Origin of the sequence: uncultured Phascolarctobacterium sp. (genome assembly GCF_934190775.1) — a bacterium.
Lineage (GTDB): Bacteria > Bacillota > Negativicutes > Acidaminococcales > Acidaminococcaceae > Phascolarctobacterium_A.
Genome location: NZ_CAKPTG010000016.1, coordinates 42,728 through 61,479, shown reverse-complemented (window position 1 = coordinate 61,479; position 18,752 = coordinate 42,728). Strand labels below are relative to the sequence as shown.

Genomic DNA, 18,752 nt, shown 5'->3' with positions numbered 1-18,752 from the left:
CCCTTGCTTCTATGGTTCCAAGCACTCATTTGCTAAAATTGCTATTCCTTACACGATATGTTAATTGCTCGTGCTGGCGTTCTGCTATCCTTCTTGCCTTCCCCTTGGGGAAGGTGTCGAACGTAGTGAGGCGGAAGGGGGTTGCTTGTTGTTTGGAGGTGAGCTTATGAAGAAGCTTTTGTGTGCTTTGGCGTGCGGTGCGCTGCTGTTGTACGGCGGGATGTCGGTTGCGCAGGCTGATTATTATGAGATGTATAATCCTGCTACCCATGTTGAGGGCGGTGCTATGGTGTATGAAACTACGCGCGGCGTTTTGATGGATTTGAAGGTGCACAGCGGCGAATGGCAGGACGACCATTACCGCTATGAGACCGAGGCGAGTGGTGTGGTGCGTTTTGCGCATGACGGTGAGCGTTTTATCGGTTATCTGCATGTGCCAAGTCTTGCAAGCTATGAAAATGGTATGGGTTATCCTTCTCGGTACAGATATAGTATGCCGCTTTATGAAAAGTATGCTTTGGCTAGTCCGCAGGGCTATCGGGCGCAGAGCAAGCTGTACGGTGCCTGGATTTTGGGTGAGCCTGAGGGTAATAATCGGGTGCTGCCCTCCCTGACCGGTACCTATGAAAGAAGCAACAAAAGAGGTACTCGCTTTGTGCAGGGTGAAACGGAAATGCCTTGGAATGTAGCGGTGCTGTTCTTGCAGCTGGTACTGGAGCCGAATGTTAATTTACTGGACAGAAACAACTACCATTTCAGCTTCTGGGATTATCAGTGGGAACAAGAAAAGGCTTTGTATCCTGATGTTGACAAGCGTTACAGCTATCATACTATGACTAAGATGGGAGATCCGGATGCTCCTAATCCGGTGCAATTTAAGGATGCGCGCTATCTGGTAGAGAAAAGCGGCAGGCTGATTTATAATGTTGCCGACGACGGCACGGTAAGGAGGATTTACGATTTGACCGATGAGTAGGCAGCAGATGCTTGCGCAAGATTTTGGCAATGGTGTGGCGCTGATGCGGTTACTGAGATTGCTGTTTTTGGCAGAAATTTCCTTAAAAAACAGAAAAATTTTGCTCATCCTACCCGAAATAGGCAGTTTGGGTGGGGTGCTTTAGCAAATTTCGTTGTACAATGAGCTTGTAAGGAAGCATGCCTGCGTATCTAACAGCGCAGGATTATTCTGAGGAGGTGCAACAAATGAAGAAAGGTATTGTATTAGCTTGCTGCGCAATGCTTTTGGCGGGACAATTGCAATCTGCAGAAGCTCTTGACTGGAACAGAAGAATTGGCGTAGACAGAATGATTGACAGAACCATTGATAATACTATTAACAGGGCGGTGAATAAAGTGGAGAAGCAAGAAAAAACCAGACGTGTCATTTTCCAGAATCTGCCGCAATCGGCAGCTGAAATCGGACCGGAAACCGATGCTCAGCAGGTTGCAGCTTACACTGTAGCAGCACTGGCTCGCTACGAAACCAATCCGGCAGAGGCAATTGCTATGCTCAACAAGCTGCTGGGACCAAGACCGGTGCCTAAAAGAGATGAACAGTTCCTTGCAGACCGTTTCCGCGGCAGACAGTATCTGATGCGCTCCTACTTCATGGGAGCAACTCCGGCGAACAACTATCAGCCGGATATGCCGTATACTGTAGAGGTTAAAACTAATGCCTACACTTATCAGGAGGAAGGCTATGCACGCTTCATGATTAGCTGCGGCGGCGCTGACAGCCCGCGTCCGATGACTGTACGCCAAAAGGCTTCTATCGGCGAATGGTTCCTGTGGGATTACAAGGGATTGCTGAGCGGCATCAAAACTCCGGCAGCAGATGATCCGTGGTCTTAAGAATTGTGCAGCTGAGAAAATCAGTGTAGCATAAAGCAGGCAGCTTTCCTGTGGCAGCAAGCAAAATTGCTTGCCTGCCACCTGGGAAGCTGTATTTTTTGGCCCTAATAGCCCGAAAATCTTTAAAATTTCCTGCCACCCTACCCGAAATCAGGCTTTCGGGTAGGGTGCTTTTGCTTTTTTGAGCGTATAATGAAGGTACAAAGATGGAAGGAAGTGGTGTATATGAAAAAATTCCTGAAAAAAACATCGCTGTTTTTAGTGACTGCAGCGATGACGGTTTCCGCTCCGCTGATGGCGTGGGCGCTGGAGCATGACATTGTTATTCTGCATACTAATGATATCCATTGTGGTATTAATGATAATATCGGCTTTGATGGCCTGGCGCAGATTAAACGCGATACCCTGGCCAGAACGCCGAACGTAGCGCTGGTTGATGCAGGTGATGCCATTCAGGGCGCACCGATTGGTAAGCTTTCCCGTGGCCTGGCTGTTGTCAGCATTATGAATTATCTGGGCTATGATTTTTGCATTCCCGGTAACCACGAATTTGACTATGGCATGGAACGCTTTATGGAGCTGGTGCCGCTGCAGCGTGCAGGCTACTATTGCGCTAACTTTGTTTATGCAGGCAATAACAAGCAGGTTCTGCCTGGCTACAAGATTATGCAGTATGAGGATACCAAGGTGGCCTTTATCGGCGCAAGCACCCCGGAAAGCCTGACGACCTCTACGCCGACCTTCTTCCAAAATGAGAAGGGACAGTATATCTATAGCTTCTGCGAGGATAAGAGCGGCAATAAGCTGTACAAGCAGCTGCAGAAGAATATCGACAAGGCACGCAAGGAAGGCGCAGACTATGTATTCATCGTAGGCCATTTAGGTATGGACGGCACTACCCCGCAGTGGAGCAGCGAAAGCGTTGCTAAAAACACTCAGGGCGTTGACGCTGTTATCGACGGCCATTCTCACGAGCGTTTCACCCGTATGGTTAAAAACAAAGTCGGCAAGGACGTGCTGCTGGCTCAGACTGGTACCAAGCTCAAAACTGTAGGCGAGCTGGTAATTACTCCTGACGGCAAGCTGAAGAGTCAGCTGCTTACTAAATCCAACGGCAAGGACGCTACTATTAGCAGAGTTATTGCCCAGGAAATAAAAACCTATGAGCCTTTGCTGAAGCAGCCTGTAGGCGAAGCAATTGTGCAACTGCGCAGCAATGATCCCGCAACCGGTGAGCGCATCGTGCGTAACCGTGAATGCAGCTTGGGCGACTTTGTTGCCGATGCCTATAGAGCAGTGCTGGATTGCGATGTAGTGCTGGCAAACGGCGGCAGTATCCGCAACGAAATCAAAACCGGCGTAATCAGCTACAACGATTTGCTGGAGGCCTTCCCCTTCGGTAACATGTGCGTAGTTTTAGAGGTAAGCGGTCAACAGATTCTGGATGCGCTGGAGATGGGCGCAATCAGCTATCCTGAAGAAAGTGGTGGCTTTATGCAGGTATCAGGCCTGAGCTACACGATTGACAGCTCTGTTCCCTCCAGCATCGAGCTTGATGCCAAGGGCAACTTCGTGCGTGTTGCCGGTGCCCGTCGCGTCAGCGATGTCAAGATTGGCGGCAAACCGTTAGACGTTAAGAAAAAATACACCGTTGGCGGCACCTCCTACATGCTCAAATCCGGTGGCGACGGCATGACGATGTTCAAGGGCGCGCATCTGGTGCAGGACGAAATGATGAGCGATGCAGATACGATTATGGAATACCTGCAGAACCATCTGAATGGCAAGGTTGGCGAGCAATATGCTAATCCTTACGGCGATGGTCGTATTGTAATTAAATAAAAAGCTTTTCCATAGTAAAATGAGGAGATGATTGTTATGTTGAAGAAACGTATGGCGATGGGAATTTTGGCCGGACTTCTGGCCTGCAGCTTTATTGCCGGCTGCGGCGGTGACAAGGGCACCAGCGAGCCCCCTAAACCAAAACCGATTGCTGCCGATTTGAAGGATTTGCCGAACAAGGATATTAAGGCCGGTGGTAGAACCTTTAAGCTGTTTGCGCTGAAGAATAATTCTAAAGTGCGTCTGGAAAATTCCTATGGCAAGGGCATGAAGCTGGCTGTTGTCGGCAGAGATATGATTTATGCCAACATTAAGGACAGACTTGTGCAGATGCAGTGGGATAAAGATGGTCTGCGCATATTGGACAATAATGTTGATGCTTTGTCCGGTAATGCTAAGATTTCTTCCGATGGCACCAGAGGCATTTTCTATAACAATAAGAGAATGAGACTCAACTATTTCGATAGCGAAACTAAGCGCATTGAAGAGGCACAAGGAAGCTTCAATAATCTTGCGGTTATTCCTCAGGGCAATGCTGACAAGGCTTTGATCTGGATGAACCAGGGCGATATGAGAAAGGTTGAACTGCGCAACGGCTACAGAGTAGGCAAGAATTTAGGCACAGTACGTAAGGAATCCAGAAGCCGTGCTGCTGACGACAAGGATAAAATCAATATTCCGCAGAGCGTTGTTGCAGACAGAAACGGTGATTTCTATGTTGGCGGCAATGCACGTATCGGCACTCAGGATGTAGGCCTGGTAAGCGTTTATGACTTCAATGGCAAGCAAAAACGCGTCATCGGCAAGGAAAAACGTGAAGATAGCAAGGCTATGCATAACTTGACCGATATAGCTTTGACTGATGAATATCTGGTAGTCAGCGATTCCGCTGTAGACAAGCAGCAGCTGTTTATTTACAGAAAGAGTACCGGCATGCTGCTTGATACTGTCAGCTATAAGGATTTGACCGATAATAAGGAAGTTGACAGCAATATTTGGGTAAACCTGAGTAATATGCCTGATAACAGAGTTCTGCTTTCCCTCAGCAGAGGCAGAAAAAATGTTGATGATGAATTCTTCATCCTGCAGCTGTAATGTAGGGTAGAAGGTATGACAGAAGCTGTAAAATTTAAGAAATAAAGATTTGAGCACCCCCGAAAGATATATTTTGGGGGTGTTTGAATTATAGCTTAAATTGGATATTTGGTGTTAGCAGTGTGTATGGCTATATATAGCATAAAAATGAGCGATAAAATGAGCGATAAAGTGAGCGATAAAGTGAGCGATAAAGTTAATATTGCAATAGTAACCCCTAACCCATAAAGAAAGCCTCCGACGAGTAAACTCGCCGGAGGCTTTTTCAATGCGCTGCGCGTCAGTGCTCTGCGTTGCGCATCAGTTCGATATACTGCAGCAGCTCCTTACGGGTTTTCACACCCAGCTTGCCGTAGATGTTTTTATTGTGATATTTTAAGGTGTTTTCGGTGATGCCCAGCTGGCTGATAATAGCTTTTGTCGAGCAGCCCTGCACATAAAGGTTGAAGATGTCCTCTTCCTTAGGTGTCAGGGTCGCCAGATTATCGACAAACATCTTATAGCTGTCGGGGTCGACGGTCTCCAGCTTCTTTTCAATAGCCTTTTCCAGGGCAGCCTGGGCAAAGTTGAACTGCTGCTGAGCCTGCTCACGCTCCTGTTGAGCTTGCAGCTTTTCCTGCTGCGTCTGCTCCATCTGCTGGCGTACCTGCGTGATTTCGTCCTGCAGGGCGGCAAGCTGTTGCTCCAGTTGGATGTATTGGTTGAAAGTTTGCTTTTGCTTTTCCTGTGCTTCCTGTAAGCGCACAGCTGCCTGACCGTATTGCTTTTGTACTTCGTTATTTTCACTTTGCAGCTGACGCAGTTTTTCAGCCTGCTGTTCAGAATGGTTCTGCAAAAACTCGAAGAACTGGTTAAGCTCCAGCACCTTCGATTGCGGAGGTGCTTCCGGATTCTGCTGCAGCTGTCGCAAGTCCGTTAACAAGGGGTCTACATATTTTTTGCTGAAATAACCGGCAGACAGCAATGAAAGCAGCAGGATAATACCCAGCATTATCAGCAGACGCATTTTAGCCTGCCTCTGCAGATGATAATAGCTGTCGGTAGGCAGCATGACTGCTACCCTGTGCTCCGAGGCACCGACCGTCAAGGGAGCTGTGAAGCCGATGAAGCGCTCCTGACCAGCAGTAAAGAATTCATGCTCGCCGTCAGAGCTGGTTTTTATAGTAGCATTGACGAAGGAGGCCGGATTGGAAAGCTGTCCCTGGTATTCGTTGTCCGCTTTTTTATCGAGAATAGCGACAATCAGCGGATAACCCTTGTAATTGGCCTGCTTGGTGCGCTGTTGGAAGTAAACGCTGCTGATTTCAAAGCCGCAGATACCGATGATCCTGCCGTCATTACTGTTAATAGGCATCAGGAAAAGACGGGACTGCTCCCAGCTTTCTTTGAGGTGGGCAACGTCGGTAAGTATATATTGTTGGGAAATATTGTTATTCTGGGCATGAAGCAGCTTATCGGCCTGCGGATAGGCGTGGACATTAAGCTCCAGCTGCCAGGTGCTGTAAAGGCTGATGTTATTATTGCGGGCAACCTGAGGGTTGCCGCGGAACATACAGATTTCGTTGAAAAGGGTGTTTTCTGAATAGATATTGGTAAATTTGAGAAAAAGACCATTATAGGTAGGTTCCAACAGATTCGTGTTGACACTGGCGTTAATCAGATATAAGGCACCGCTGGCCGGAGCCTGCTGCATCTTGGCAGCAAGAGTCTGGTAGGTTGCCTGCTGAATGGCGGTCAAGGCCTCGGGGTTATTGTCCAGGGCCTCATAATTGTTATAAATTCCCTTTTCCATCATCACGCCTTCGATATCATGCTGCAGCTGCTGCGACAAATCGATATTGTGGGCAGCCAGCGCGTTCATCTGGCGTTTGATATCGTTGGTACGGGTGTTAAGCTCGTATTCAAGAAACCGGTCGATATCATGGCTTGGCGGCTGTACTATGCCGATAACGTTTAACAGTATCAGCATAGCAGAACCTGCCAGCAGTACTAATGACAGCAGGTAAATAATAAAACGGCCGCGCATGGAACGCTTATTTTGCCAGATTTCCTTGCTAATGAGCTGTAATCTTTTTAATTTGGTAAGCTTATCGAGCATCAGTAGCCTCCTTGGCAAGCTTGCAAGGCTTATTGCTTATAGTTCAGCAGCTTTTGGTAGCTTTCTTCTACCAATTTATCAAGCGTCTGCTGAGGATTAGCGCCACCGGCAACTTCCTGCAGATATTGCTGATGGGCAGCACGCAGAATGTTTTTACTGCCATATTCAAGATTCTGCTGTATTTCAGCAGCATTGTGTGGCAGATGCAGCCAGGTGCCTTTTTTGTATACCTGCTGCATGCATGTATACAGCTTGCGATATTTGAAGTTATGCACCTCTTGCGGATTGTTCAGCAGTTTGGGCAATGCTTCTTTATTGGTTGGCAGGTAGCCTGCCTGTATAGCAAAATTCAAGTTGCTGTTTTCCTGCGCCAGCCATTTGGCAAAAACAACGGCACCAAGGTTTTTACGTTCATCACTGTTCTTGATGGCAAACAGACCTACACCGCGCTGCAGCAGTGTCACCTTACCGCCACTGAAAACAGGGCAGGGATAATAGTTGGTAACAATGGTTTCGCGCGTGTTGTCAGGATTAGTTACATAATCGCGCATATAAAGAATAGCAGCGGTGGAACCTACGTTGCTGATTAAATCGGCTGTTTTCCAGGCGTCAGCAGCATAGCCCTTTTCAATACCCAGGCCACCGGCAATTGCAGGCTCGGCTGCAGCACGGAAGACACGCTTAAAGTTGGAGCTGGCCAGATCAGGCTTGCCGTCTTTGATTAACGGGTCGCCTAAAGACGCCATGCTGGTAAGATAATAATTGTAGAAATCATCGAGCTGGCACATGTTTTTGCCGCCAGTCCAGGCATAATACTTGCGGCAGAGCGCAAAAAGCTTGTCATAGTCGGCAAAATCCTCGGTACTGGCACCTGTTGCCGCAGCAAAGCGGTCAAAATATGTCTGATTTACAAAAAGCAGCTCGGTGGATTTTGCTACCGGCAGCATCAGCAGCTCCTTATCCTGATAGCCTTCGGCTAAAAATTCCGGCTGGTAAACAGCTAAATCTTCTTTATCAAGATATTTGTCCCAATGTAGCAGCTTATCGTGCATTGCGGGGATAACACGCGGGTAGGCGGTAAAAAGGTCGGGCAACGGCACTGCGCCTGGCTCCTGCTTGGCAGAGGCGAACAGAGCCTTGTCGATAACGTTAGAGCTGCTCACGGAAGCAACCTTAACGATAACGCCCTTGGCCTTACCTTCAGAGGCATTAAATTTTTCGATGGTATCATTAAACGGAGAATTGGTCTGGTTGCCGTAAACGTGCCAGATGGTGAGAGTTACCGGCTTGGTTGGGTCGAGTGATGCCTTACTGCCGCAGCCGCTGCTCAAAACAGTGCCGAGACAGATTAATATTAAAGCCAAAAAAATATACAGTGAAACGAATTTTTTTTTTTGTTACAAAAAGACATAAAACAACCTCCTGAAAGGGATTTTTTTAAAAGTATGGAAAAAAATATGAAAAAAATTACCTTATCCTACCCGAATTAACCATTTGGTGTAGTGACGAAATGCAATTTTTATATTAAACTAAAGGCAAGGAAGCGAAAACAGCTTACCTGCACAGATGATTTGCTAAGATTGTCTAACAATTAGTTTATCACAAATCAAAGTATTAGTGAATAGCTTTTTACTACAGATAAGGATAAGATAAATATTTTGCAATTTCTTGTCTGATAAGAGTACAACCGTTTTATTCAAAGTCCTGTTAATATTAAACGGGTTTTGATAAAATATAATTGTTAAATTTTTAGTGATACAAAAGGAGGTTGTATTATGGGTTTAATTAAAGCGGCAATGGGCGCTGTAGGCGGCGTACTGGGCGACCAATGGAAAGAGTTTTTCTATTGCGAAAGCATGCCTCCCGAGGTTCTGGTAACCAAGGGTATGAAGCGTACGTCCAGCCAAGGACGCAGCTCCAACACTTCTGCAGAAGACAACATCATCAGTAATGGCAGCGTTGTTGCTGTCAACGAAGGTCAGTGCATGATTATCGTTGAGCAGGGCAAAGTTGTAGATATGTGCAACGAGCCCGGCGAATATGTATACGATACTTCTACTGAACCGTCTATCTTTACCGGCGATCTGAAGGATAATGTAAAGGCAATTTTCGGTCAGATCGGTAAACGTTTCACCTTCGGCGGTGACCCCGGCAAGGACCAGCGCGTATATTACTTCAATATGAAGGAAATTTACGGCAACAAGTTTGGCACCGCTCAGCCGATTCCTGTACGCCTGATTGACAACAACTTAGGCATTGATTGGGAAGTTGGTATCCGTTGCTTTGGTGAATACAGCTATAAGATTACCAATCCGCTGCTGTTCTACACCAATGTATGCTCCAACATTACTGACGAATATCGTCGTGACCAGATTGACAGCCAGATGAAGAGCGAGCTCATGATGAGCCTGGGCGTTGCCCTCGGTACGCTCACTGAAAACGGTATGCGCTACAGCGCACTGCCGCGTCATGGCAAAGAAATCGCTAACGCTTTGAACGAAGATTTGAGCGACCAATGGCGTGACCGCCGCGGTGTAGAGGTTTATTCCTTCGCACTGGCAAGCGTAACCATGTCTGAGGAAGATGCTCAACGTCTGAAAGATATCCAGATGCTCAGCAATCCGAACCGTGCAGCAGCAGCTATGGCTGGTGCTACTGCAGACGCTATGCGTATTGCAGCTGGCAATGAAGGCGGCATGGGTGCAATGGGCGGCTTTGTTGGCATGAATATGGCCGGAATGGCCGGTGGCGCAAATGTGGCTGGCTTGTTTGCCCAAGGACAACAGCAGCAGATGTATGCTCAACAGAATCCTTACGGTCAACAGCCTCCTTACGGACAACCGCCTTATCCGCAACAGCCGCAACCTCCTACTCCGCCGCCGGCCGCCCCTGCCGCCCCTGCGGCAGCAGCACCGGCAGCAGATGGCTGGACCTGCAGCTGTGGCACTACCAATACCGGTAAGTTCTGCGCTAACTGCGGCGGCAAGAAGCCTGAACCGAAACCGGCAGAGGGCAGCTGGACCTGCAGCTGTGGCACTACCAATACCGGTAAGTTCTGCGCTAACTGCGGCAGCAAGAAGCCGGAAGACAAACCGGCAGAGGATGGCTGGACCTGCAGCTGCGGCGCTGTAAACAAAGGCAAGTTCTGCGCTGAATGCGGCAGCAAGAAGCCTGAGGGAGCACCGCTGTACAAGTGCGATAAGTGTGGCTGGGAGCCGCCAGATCCGCACCATCCGCCTAAGTTCTGCCCTGAGTGCGGCGATATTTTCGACGATAACGATAAACAATAACCTCATATATTAACAGCTTGCGTCAGATGCGAATGCAAGCATGATGTATGCTCCTATGCTGCCCCCTTCTGCCTCACTGCGTTCGGCACCTTCGCTATACTAAGACCCATTTTTCATGTAATGAAAAATGTTGGTCGTGTTATACTCGAAGAGTGCGAGGGGAAGGCAAGAAGGTTAGCAAAAAAACAATGGGTGAATCGAAAGCCTTAGCGAGCAATTAACATATCGTGCAAGGAATAGCAATTTTAGCAAATAAGTGTCCGGAACCATAGAAACAAGGCAACCGAAAACTAAAAGTTACTTGCGAACAAAATCGGCGCCGCACGTTTCGTCCTGGTTCCACACGAAATTTGCGTTGTGCCCTCAGGCACGGGAAAATTGCTTCTGACTGGAACGATATTTAATTGCGATGTATAACCACCTTTCATGAGTGGAAGGCAAGCTGCCCGAATAGGTGGCTGGAGGGGGAGCGGGAGCAATCAAAATTGCATAACTATATTTTAACGAGGTGATATTATGGCTGAAACCTCTGTAGGCTATAAGTGCCCTAACTGCAGCGCGCCGCTGACGTTTTTGCCCGGTCATGATAAGGTGACCTGTGAATACTGCGGTACCGAGCTGGAAGTTAAGACTATAGAAGAAATGTATGCCGCCAAGGAAGCCGCTGCTGCCAAAGCGCAGGCTGCCAAGGAGGCAAAGTGGGATACCTCTGCTGCCGGCAGCGAATGGGAAGCTGACGAAGCAGAGCAGATGAAGGCCTTCACCTGCTCCAGCTGCGGTGCGCAGATTGTGAGCGACGGCAACACCATGGCAACAGAATGCTGCTATTGCGGCAGCCCGACCATGCTGCCGAGCCGCTTCGAGGGTATGCTGAAGCCGGACTTCATCATCCCCTTCAAGAAAACCAAAGAGGAAGCTGTTGCTGCCCTCAAAGAATTCTATAAGGGAAGAACCCTGCTGCCTAACTCCTTTACGGCCAACAATCGTGTGGAGGATATCCAGGCGATGTATGTACCGTTCTGGCTGTTTGACTCCAAGGTTAGTGCCAGCGGCAGCTATCAGGGTGCCAGCGACAGTGTTTATGAAACCGATGATGAGGTTGTTACGACTACCGTTGTCTATAACTGCGAGCGTGAAGGCACCATGTCCTTTGAGCGCATTCCTGTAGATGGCAGCGAGAAGATGGACGATACCTTTATGGAAAGCATCGAGCCGTTTGATTACAAAGAAATGGTTCCCTTCAGCACCGCTTATCTGACAGGCTTTTTGGCAGATAAGTATGATGTGGATGCCGAGGCTGCTGTAGCACGTGCTGATGCGCGCGTTGTTAAAAGCGCCGAGGGCTGCCTGGCAGATACCGTTACAGGCTATACCCGTGTAACCAGCAACGGTGACTGCGCAGTTATTAAGGATGAAAATGCTGTGCATTATGCAATGGTGCCGGTATGGATTCTGTCCACACGCTTTGAAGGTAAGCCCTATACCTTTATGATGAACGGTCAGACGGGTAAGGTTGTCGGCAGTCTGCCGATTGACTATGGTAAGCTGCGTAATTACACTGCCCTGACCTTTATTATTGTAACAATTATCAGCTACTTCATTGTGAAGTTCATCTTATAAGGAGGTGCCGGAATGAGAAAGTTATTTGCAATCTTAACCATGCTGGCAGCCCTTATGTTAGCCAGTGTAACAGCCTTTGCTGCGCCCAGCCTGGTGGATAACGCCAAGGTTCTTACGCCGCAGCAGCGTCAGGCAGTTCTGGCGGAGCTGCACAAGCAGGAGCAGGCGCATAATGTGCGCATTGCTGTTGTAACCATGAAGACAATTGGCGGTGCCGTTCCCGGTGAATATGCCAATAAGCTGCTCGACGATGTTTATAATGACGGTGCCAAGGGCAACATGGTATTGCTGCAGGTTACCAACACCCGTAAATGGTATATTGCTACCGATAAACAGCTGAAGCAGGTTATCGTTGGCAATGAAGGCGTTGAGTATATGAGCAAGCCGATGGTTGCAGAGTTCAAGAAAGATAATTATGCCCAAGGCTACATCACCTATGCTCAAAAAGCAGGCGAGCTCCTTGAGTATTACGAAAAGGAAGGCGAGCCGTGGGATCCTAATGCAGGCTTCAACTGGTTTGCTTTAGTAATTGCTGCCGGTATCGGCGGTGCTGCAGCCTATGGCTGGCGTGCACTCCTGATTCAGGGCATGAGCAATGTCCGTGAGGCTGTTGAAGCAAATGCTTACCTTGATAAGCAAACCTTTGCGCTGACACACAGCAATGATACTTATCTGTACACCAACATTTCTGCTGTTCCGAAGTCTAAATCCAACGGCGGCAGCAGTGACGATGGTTCTGTAAGCGAAAGCTCTGCTGATAGTGATCATGGCGGCGGCGGTGGCAGCTACTGATATTGAAATGAGCTGAAACTTTTTGCGGCTGCGATTGTTTATCGCGGCCGCTTTTTTAGCAGGAGGTTATTATGCGCAGGACGACTATAAATTCAGGCTTTTTTATCTGCTTTATTGCCAACCTGATAGTGAACTGGGAATGGGGGTTTATCGCGGTGCTGCTTTGGGGCTTTAGCTACTGGTTCAATCTTTCGTGGTATCCGGCGGCGGCTATGGCTGTTTTGTGGCTCCTGATGGGCTTTTCTCTGACCTGGATGATTATCTGGGGCTCGTCGGCGCGCGATAATTACCGTCCCAATCAGCAGCTGAAAAATATCAATCCCTATTCGCCCAAGAATGAGGATGTGCTGCCCAAAAACAAAAAGTAAATCAGCTTCAGCAGCCTGGCTGCTGAAGCAGTGATGCACAAAAAACGCCGCGGCTGCGGCAGGTCGATGACCTGCTGCGTAAGCCGCGGCGTTTTGCTGTGCGTAGATAATTTTGTTTACTGCCAAGATGGCAGCCTTTTTTACTTTTCCAGGCTCTTGTAAATAGCGTCCAGGTTTTCTTCCATGCGGGTAAGATAGGTTTTCTCGCCGTTGCTGCATTCGATAGTATATATTTCCTGCGTTGTGGCTCCAACCTCACGCGCCAGTGTTTCCGATGTTTTGGGGCTTACCGCTTCTTCTACGAAGATAGTTTTAACGTTGTGCTCCTTGCAGTAGGCTGTCAGCTTGGCTAGGTTTTGTGCGCTCGGCTCACCGCTGGCGAAAACGTCTTCTATGCTTTGCTGCTGTAGGCCGAAATCACGGCACAGGTAAGCAAAGGCAGCATGGCCGGTGACAAAGTTTTTTTGTTCCAGCTTGGCAAATTTTTTCTGATTGGCAGCAAGCAATGCCTGCAGCTTTTGATTGTATTCTGCGGCATTCTTGCGGTAGAAATCGGCGTTAGCCTTGTCTGCGGCTGCCAGTGCTTCGGCAATATTTTTTACCTCTGTCTGTGCGCAGCTCAGGCTCAGCCAGGTGTGGGGGTCATATTGGCCGTGTGCTCTGATTTCATCGGCTTCTGTAAGGCTGATGCGGTCGGTTCCCTTGGCAGCTTCTACAATGACGAGCTTGGGATTGGCGGCGGCCTGCGTTGCCTGCTCCACCCAACGCTCCATGCCCGTGCTGTTGTAAATCAGGATATCAGCCTTACTCAGGGCTTGCATAGTTTTAGTAGTAGGCTGAAAATCATGCGGCTCTGTGCCGTCGGGAATCAGGGAAGTTATATGAATTTTATCCTGTCCTACGGCCTGAGTAAATTCTTTCATAGCGTTAAAGGTTACCACAACCCGCAGCTTATGGTCTGCAGCAGGTGCAGGCTCCTTGCTGCCGCAGCCTGCCAGCAGATTGCAGAGCAGCAGTGTGCAAATACAAAAAATAATATTGAGCTTTTTCATGGGCTCTCCTCCTCATTTAAACACAGATAAACGCAAATGATTTGCATATTATAACGAATTTTATCATAACACCCGTGAACTTTCTTGTCAAGCTAAATGCAAATGACTTGCATATTTGCCAGGCGAGGTCTATAATATTTACTGCAACAAAAAGGCAGCGCAGGCTGCCGTGAGTAAATGAAGGAGTCAATATGATAGAACTGAAGCATATAGAATTTGCCTATGAATATGGCAGCGAGCTGCTGCGCGATATCAATATGCAGGTAAATGACGGCGAGTATATTGCCATTGTCGGCGAAAACGGCAGCGGCAAAAGTACACTGGTCAAGCTGCTCTTGGGCTTGCTGGAGCCGTCAAAAGGTGAATTGAAGAATACTTTTAGCAGCATCGGCTACGTGCCGCAGCGCTTTGAAACTCTCAACAGCCAGTTTCCGATAACCGTATATGAGGTAATGGAATATTACCGCAGGATATTAAAGGTAGCAGATAAGCAGGCAGTACGTCGCTGTCTGGAGCTGATGCATGTTTACGACCTGCATGACCGTCTTATCGGTACGCTGAGCGGCGGCCAGTGCCAGAAGGTACTCATTGCCAGAGCACTGCTGGGCAGTCCGCAGCTGCTGATTTTTGATGAGCCTTCTACAGGCATTGATGTCAAGAGCCAGCAGGAGCTGTATAAATTTATGCAGGAGCTGCATGAGCAGGGTATTACCCTTATCACGGTAGAGCATAACCTGAAATTTGCGGCACGTAATGCCGATAAAATGTATCATGTCATGAACGGTTATGGTCATTTCTGCAATCCGCAGGAATATGTGCAGGAATATATGCAGGATAATGTAGGAGGTGCGGAATAATGCTGGAATACGCTTTTATGCAGAATGCCTTGCTGGTTTCTGTACTGATTTCTTTAATGTGTCCTATGATTGGCATGTTTTTGGTGCTGCGCCGCTATTCCATGATTGGCGATACGCTGGCACATGCATCGCTGGCCGGCGTAGCGGTAGGCCTGCTGGTTAAGGTGAACCCGATTATCAGCGCTTTTGCCGTAACCTCTGTTTTTGCCGTGCTGATTGAGGTTTTGCGTCAGCGCTTCCGCCGCTATGCGGAGCTTATACTGGTTATCATTCTGTCGCTGTCTGTCGGTATTGCGATTACGATTATCAGCAGCGGTATGGTGCATACTAATGTAGAAGCATTTTTGTTCGGCAGCATTCTGACCGTAACGCCTGACGATGTGCTGGCGGTAGCAGTGCTGTGTGTAGTGTCGCTGGCTGCTGTTTACTTTTTGTATCCGCAGCTGGTAATGCTGGCCTTTGATGAGGACGGTGCCAAAATTGCCGGCGTAAAAACGCGTCTGATTAATTATGTCTTTGCTCTGCTGGTGGCAGCGATGGTTGCTGTTTCTATCCGTGTGGTGGGCATTTTGGTCATCAGCTCGCTGATTGCACTGCCGGTAGCAGCAGCGCTGCAGCTAGGCAAGGGCTTTAAGGTGACGATGCTGGCTGCGATGGTGCTGAGCTTTATCGCCATTATCACAGGCCTTGTCACATCCTATTGGCTGGGTGCGGCGCCGGGCGGTGTAACTGCTTTGGTTTCGGTGGCTTTGCTGCTGCTGATTATCATCTATAAAGAAATACGTGCTGTCTCATAAAGGGGTAAAATAATGACTGATACAAAAAATGCAGCAGATTATCGCGATTATCTGCATCGCTACGGATTAAAAAATACCCGTCACAGACAGCTTATCCTGCAGATGCTGTTGGCAAGCGAGGGCGTGCTGACGGCTGAGGATATTTATCAGCAGCTGTGTGAGCAGGGAGCAGAGATAAATTTTTCGACGGTTTATCGTATTCTGGAAAACTTTACGCAAAAGGGACTGACGGAAAAAAGCTTTCTGGCGGACGCGCGCAAGTATGGCTTTGTACTGCATGCCTTGGGGCACAGGCATCGTCTTGTCTGCCTGCGCTGTCACCGCATTGTGGAGGTAGACCATTGCCCAATTGCTGATTTTGAGGAGCAGCTGGCGGATAAAACAGAGTTTGCCATTGTGGGACATAACCTGGAATGGTATGGTTATTGTCCGCAGTGTCGCAAGCAGAAATAATAAGAAAATTTTTCTGAAAAAGCTTGCAAAGTAGCGTAAGCAATGATATAATTATTAAGCTTGTATATAACTATATATACTTCTTCTGCTCCCGGAGAGACGGGGGCCAAAGTCCAAAGGAGGAGGTGATTTCGTGAACGCATACGAAGTCATGTACATCGTTAAACCTGTTGAGGATGAGGCTTGTGAAGCAGTTATTGCTAAATTCGAGAAGCTCATCACTGCAAACGGTGGTAATGTAGAAAAAACCGATCGTTGGGGCAAAAAACGCCTTGCTTATGAGATCCAGGACCTGAATGAAGGTATCTATGTTCTCGTAACCTTCCAGGCTGACGCCGCTGCTGTTAAAGAACTTGATCGTGTTATGAAAATTACCGATGAAGTACTGCGCCATATGATTATCAGAAAGGGTGAATAATCAATGAACAAGATTATTCTGTTAGGCAGACTTACTAAAGATCCGGAAGTGCGTTATACGTCTACCGGTAAAGTTGTTTGTCAGTTTACTCTTGCAGTAGACAGACCTTTTGCCAATCAGGAAGGCCAAAGAGAAGCTGACTTTATTCCCGTAGTAATTTGGGGTAAACAGGCTGAGACATGCGGTAACAGTCTCACCAAAGGGCAGCGCGCGCTGGTTGAAGGCCGCCTGCAAATCCGTAGCTATGATGGTAAAGATGGCAACAAACGCTGGGTAACCGAAGTAATCGCTGATCGCTTCGAGTTTATTGAGCGCAAAGCTGATGCTGTCAATGCTCATAGCAATCCGACTCGCTCTGCAGCTCCTGCTGCACCGGCACAAGATGGCGGCATGAGTGGTTTCGGACAACAGGTTCCCTTTGATGAGGAGATTCCATTCTAATTTAAGGGAGGTTATGCAATGAAACGCGAAAGAGGCAGAAGACCTAGAAGAAAAGTTTGCAGCTTCTGTGTTGATAAAGTTGAAGAAATCGATTACAAGGATGCAAATAAGCTGAAACGCTATATTACCGAACGTGGTAAGATTTTACCGCGCCGTATTTCCGGTACCTGCGCTAAGCACCAACGCCAATTGACCGTAGCAATCAAACGCGCTCGCTGCGTTGCTTTGCTGCCGTTCACCTGCGAATAATTCGCACGGCGGTTTAAACGAAACTTATACCCCGCAGTCATTAGGCTGCGGGGTTTTCGTTTATGTAAAAGTCACAAAAAGTTTACATATCATCGTAGGCCTTAACATGATATAATAAGAGTAGTACTATACATACGAGGTGAATTGCATGAAAACATCTTTAAGAACCTTATTTTTGACCTTTGTTTTTACGATGCTTTGTACAGCAATGGCGTTTGCCTATAATCCCGGTCAGCGCACCATCCAGCTTTTGGGCGAGACCTTAAACAGTGATAAGCATCCTGTGCATCTGGTTGTAACCCAGACCATTGATATGCGTGAGGTGCTGACGCCTGAAGCATATGCTAAACTGCCGCAGGCGCAGCAAAAGCGCACCAATCGTACGGAATACAATGAAGCCAATGGCATCAACGCTGAGCGTATCACTACTACCGATGGTGATGGCAAGGTAATCAAGGATACTGTTTCCTTTGTGAAGAACGGCTATTGGTATACTATTGATTATCTCAATAAAAACTATGACAAAGTTCCCGAGCTGCCTGGCATGAGCATGCCGTTTGCTGAAACACTGATTAGCTGGTTCAACGTACGCCCGCAGTCTGGCAACGATGTTACCACCGGCTATGATTATGATAAGATGACTAAGGGCACCAACAGCCTGAACTTCTATTTTGAAAAGGATACCGCTAATTGGAAGGGCTATGAGGTAAATTACCTGCCGGTTTTTAAGGTTGTAGAGGTTTCTAATACCGTGGATGAGGCAACTGCCTTTGCTCTGCCGCCTGCAGATTTCAAGGCCGTTGCTAATCCTTCTATGCGTGCTTACGCTAACAGACTTTTGGAAAGACAGTAAGTCTGGTAAGCTGATAATATTTTTTCAAAGGGGGAATACCAATGTTTAAAAAATTATTAGTTCTGCTTTCTATGCTGGCTGCGTTGGCAATGAGCGCAGTAGCTTTTGCTGCACCTGCTAAAAGCCATCAGCAGATGGTTATTGACGCTGCACGTGCCGAGGTTCCTGCTGCTGCTGTATTTTATGGCTACAAGGAAGAAGATGGCGAAGCTGTTTTGAACTTCCGCGATAATGATAATTATCTGGAATACGAGGTAGAGGTTATTTTGGCAACTACCAAGGTTAAGGAAGTAGAAATCAAAGGCAGCAATATTGCCGGTAGCACGATGATGGTAAAAACTCCTGAGGATATCAGACAAATCATCCTGGAAGCATATCCTGATGCTAAAAACATTGTGATTGAAACCGAAAAAGAAGGCAACAATGTACATTATGATGTAGAGTTCATTACTGCAAGATATAAAGTAGAAGCTGACATGAACCCGGTAACCGGTGCATTTGCCAAGAGAGAGCTGGAATATTTCTAAGCTTAAGCCAAAAATCAGAGGCAGTCTGCGGACTGTCTCTTTTTTATCCTGCGGAAGAGTGCCATTTTACGTCAAAACATTGCATATCAAAGCATATTATTGTAAAATATATTAGATACAGAGTTTTTAACGCACTAAATATATATGAC

General features: G+C 47.6%; 19 protein-coding genes. 16 read left to right on the top strand and 3 right to left on the bottom strand.

Annotation, left to right across the window (positions count from 1 at the left end; all coding sequences use genetic code 11):
* Positions 1-166: 166 nt before the first annotated feature.
* The 4 genes from Q0G26_RS09040 (at position 167) to Q0G26_RS09025 (ending at position 4,788) form a co-directional block, all read left to right on the top strand.
* On the top strand, positions 167-976 hold the full coding sequence (locus Q0G26_RS09040) for a hypothetical protein (protein WP_293830005.1): 810 nt from the start codon (positions 167-169) through the stop codon (positions 974-976).
* Between the two features lie 227 nt (positions 977-1,203).
* Complete coding sequence (locus tag Q0G26_RS09035; protein ID WP_293830003.1) at positions 1,204-1,851, top strand: hypothetical protein; 648 nt, start codon at positions 1,204-1,206, stop codon at positions 1,849-1,851.
* 225 nt (positions 1,852-2,076) lie between these two features.
* Positions 2,077-3,693, top strand: coding sequence for a bifunctional UDP-sugar hydrolase/5'-nucleotidase (locus Q0G26_RS09030; RefSeq protein WP_293830001.1), 1,617 nt, complete (start codon positions 2,077-2,079; stop codon positions 3,691-3,693).
* Positions 3,694-3,729: 36 nt separating this feature from the next.
* A complete protein-coding gene (locus Q0G26_RS09025; protein WP_293829999.1) occupies positions 3,730-4,788 on the top strand; it encodes a hypothetical protein in 1,059 nt (352 codons plus the stop codon).
* Between the two features lie 280 nt (positions 4,789-5,068).
* On the opposite strand, the gene Q0G26_RS09020 is transcribed toward Q0G26_RS09025, so the two are convergent.
* Entirely contained in the window at positions 5,069-6,886 is a 1,818-nt protein-coding gene (locus Q0G26_RS09020; protein WP_293829997.1) for a LuxR C-terminal-related transcriptional regulator, read from the bottom strand.
* 29 nt (positions 6,887-6,915) lie between these two features.
* Positions 6,916-8,250, bottom strand: coding sequence for an ABC transporter substrate-binding protein (locus tag Q0G26_RS09015; RefSeq protein WP_293829995.1), 1,335 nt, complete (start codon positions 8,248-8,250; stop codon positions 6,916-6,918).
* A 411-nt stretch (positions 8,251-8,661) separates the two neighbouring features.
* Here Q0G26_RS09015 and Q0G26_RS09010 point away from each other — a divergent pair, with 411 nt between their 5' ends.
* The 4 genes from Q0G26_RS09010 (at position 8,662) to Q0G26_RS08995 (ending at position 12,956) form a co-directional block, all read left to right on the top strand.
* Positions 8,662-10,176 carry an SPFH domain-containing protein gene (locus tag Q0G26_RS09010; protein ID WP_293829993.1) on the top strand — a complete coding sequence of 505 codons (1,515 nt, stop codon included), beginning with the start codon at positions 8,662-8,664 and terminating at the stop codon, positions 10,174-10,176.
* Positions 10,177-10,692: 516 nt separating this feature from the next.
* A complete protein-coding gene (locus Q0G26_RS09005) occupies positions 10,693-11,796 on the top strand; it encodes a hypothetical protein (RefSeq protein WP_210685291.1) in 1,104 nt (367 codons plus the stop codon).
* 12 nt (positions 11,797-11,808) lie between these two features.
* Positions 11,809-12,588: a YgcG family protein gene (locus Q0G26_RS09000; protein WP_293829991.1), complete on the top strand. Its 780-nt coding sequence runs from the start codon at positions 11,809-11,811 to the stop codon at positions 12,586-12,588.
* Between the two features lie 71 nt (positions 12,589-12,659).
* Positions 12,660-12,956, top strand: coding sequence for a hypothetical protein (locus Q0G26_RS08995; RefSeq protein ID WP_210685293.1), 297 nt, complete (start codon positions 12,660-12,662; stop codon positions 12,954-12,956).
* A 140-nt stretch (positions 12,957-13,096) separates the two neighbouring features.
* Here the strand turns inward: Q0G26_RS08995 and Q0G26_RS08990 are convergent, their stop codons facing one another.
* On the bottom strand, positions 13,097-14,008 hold the full coding sequence (locus Q0G26_RS08990; protein ID WP_293829989.1) for a zinc ABC transporter substrate-binding protein: 912 nt from the start codon (positions 14,006-14,008) through the stop codon (positions 13,097-13,099).
* Positions 14,009-14,199: 191 nt separating this feature from the next.
* Here Q0G26_RS08990 and Q0G26_RS08985 point away from each other — a divergent pair, with 191 nt between their 5' ends.
* From Q0G26_RS08985 to Q0G26_RS08950, 8 genes are all read left to right on the top strand, one after another.
* Positions 14,200-14,865: a metal ABC transporter ATP-binding protein gene (locus Q0G26_RS08985; RefSeq protein WP_293829987.1), complete on the top strand. Its 666-nt coding sequence runs from the start codon at positions 14,200-14,202 to the stop codon at positions 14,863-14,865.
* Positions 14,865-15,662: a metal ABC transporter permease gene (locus tag Q0G26_RS08980; protein WP_293829985.1), complete on the top strand. Its 798-nt coding sequence runs from the start codon at positions 14,865-14,867 to the stop codon at positions 15,660-15,662. The genes Q0G26_RS08985 and Q0G26_RS08980 overlap by 1 nt, the downstream gene beginning before the upstream one ends.
* Before the next feature lie 12 nt (positions 15,663-15,674).
* On the top strand, positions 15,675-16,115 hold the full coding sequence (locus tag Q0G26_RS08975; protein WP_293829983.1) for a transcriptional repressor: 441 nt from the start codon (positions 15,675-15,677) through the stop codon (positions 16,113-16,115).
* A 133-nt stretch (positions 16,116-16,248) separates the two neighbouring features.
* Entirely contained in the window at positions 16,249-16,533 is a 285-nt protein-coding gene (rpsF, locus tag Q0G26_RS08970; protein ID WP_293829982.1) for a 30S ribosomal protein S6, read from the top strand.
* Between the two features lie 3 nt (positions 16,534-16,536).
* Complete coding sequence (gene ssb / locus Q0G26_RS08965) at positions 16,537-16,974, top strand: single-stranded DNA-binding protein (protein WP_293829980.1); 438 nt, start codon at positions 16,537-16,539, stop codon at positions 16,972-16,974.
* Positions 16,975-16,992: 18 nt separating this feature from the next.
* Positions 16,993-17,223: a 30S ribosomal protein S18 gene (gene rpsR / locus Q0G26_RS08960; protein WP_009145516.1), complete on the top strand. Its 231-nt coding sequence runs from the start codon at positions 16,993-16,995 to the stop codon at positions 17,221-17,223.
* 148 nt (positions 17,224-17,371) lie between these two features.
* Positions 17,372-18,076: a hypothetical protein gene (locus Q0G26_RS08955; RefSeq protein ID WP_293829978.1), complete on the top strand. Its 705-nt coding sequence runs from the start codon at positions 17,372-17,374 to the stop codon at positions 18,074-18,076.
* A gap of 41 nt (positions 18,077-18,117) precedes the next feature.
* Positions 18,118-18,603, top strand: a complete 486-nt coding sequence (locus Q0G26_RS08950) for a PepSY domain-containing protein (RefSeq protein WP_293829976.1) — start codon at positions 18,118-18,120, stop codon at positions 18,601-18,603.
* The last annotated feature ends 149 nt before the right edge of the window (positions 18,604-18,752 follow it).

Coding starts and splice junctions, on each gene's coding strand:
- Q0G26_RS08955 (WP_293829978.1), top strand. CDS start 17,372: ATGAAAACATCTTTAAGAACCTTATTTTTGACCTTTGTTTTTACGATG.
- Q0G26_RS08985 (WP_293829987.1), top strand. CDS start 14,200: ATGATAGAACTGAAGCATATAGAATTTGCCTATGAATATGGCAGCGAG.
- Q0G26_RS09025 (WP_293829999.1), top strand. CDS start 3,730: ATGTTGAAGAAACGTATGGCGATGGGAATTTTGGCCGGACTTCTGGCC.
- Q0G26_RS09020 (WP_293829997.1), bottom strand. CDS start 6,886: ATGCTCGATAAGCTTACCAAATTAAAAAGATTACAGCTCATTAGCAAG.
- Q0G26_RS08980 (WP_293829985.1), top strand. CDS start 14,865: ATGCTGGAATACGCTTTTATGCAGAATGCCTTGCTGGTTTCTGTACTG.
- Q0G26_RS08995 (WP_210685293.1), top strand. CDS start 12,660: ATGCGCAGGACGACTATAAATTCAGGCTTTTTTATCTGCTTTATTGCC.
- Q0G26_RS08975 (WP_293829983.1), top strand. CDS start 15,675: ATGACTGATACAAAAAATGCAGCAGATTATCGCGATTATCTGCATCGC.
- Q0G26_RS09040 (WP_293830005.1), top strand. CDS start 167: ATGAAGAAGCTTTTGTGTGCTTTGGCGTGCGGTGCGCTGCTGTTGTAC.
- Q0G26_RS09010 (WP_293829993.1), top strand. CDS start 8,662: ATGGGTTTAATTAAAGCGGCAATGGGCGCTGTAGGCGGCGTACTGGGC.
- Q0G26_RS09030 (WP_293830001.1), top strand. CDS start 2,077: ATGAAAAAATTCCTGAAAAAAACATCGCTGTTTTTAGTGACTGCAGCG.
- Q0G26_RS09005 (WP_210685291.1), top strand. CDS start 10,693: ATGGCTGAAACCTCTGTAGGCTATAAGTGCCCTAACTGCAGCGCGCCG.
- Q0G26_RS09000 (WP_293829991.1), top strand. CDS start 11,809: ATGAGAAAGTTATTTGCAATCTTAACCATGCTGGCAGCCCTTATGTTA.
- Q0G26_RS08990 (WP_293829989.1), bottom strand. CDS start 14,008: ATGAAAAAGCTCAATATTATTTTTTGTATTTGCACACTGCTGCTCTGC.
- Q0G26_RS09035 (WP_293830003.1), top strand. CDS start 1,204: ATGAAGAAAGGTATTGTATTAGCTTGCTGCGCAATGCTTTTGGCGGGA.
- Q0G26_RS08950 (WP_293829976.1), top strand. CDS start 18,118: ATGTTTAAAAAATTATTAGTTCTGCTTTCTATGCTGGCTGCGTTGGCA.
- rpsR (WP_009145516.1), top strand. CDS start 16,993: ATGAAACGCGAAAGAGGCAGAAGACCTAGAAGAAAAGTTTGCAGCTTC.
- ssb (WP_293829980.1), top strand. CDS start 16,537: ATGAACAAGATTATTCTGTTAGGCAGACTTACTAAAGATCCGGAAGTG.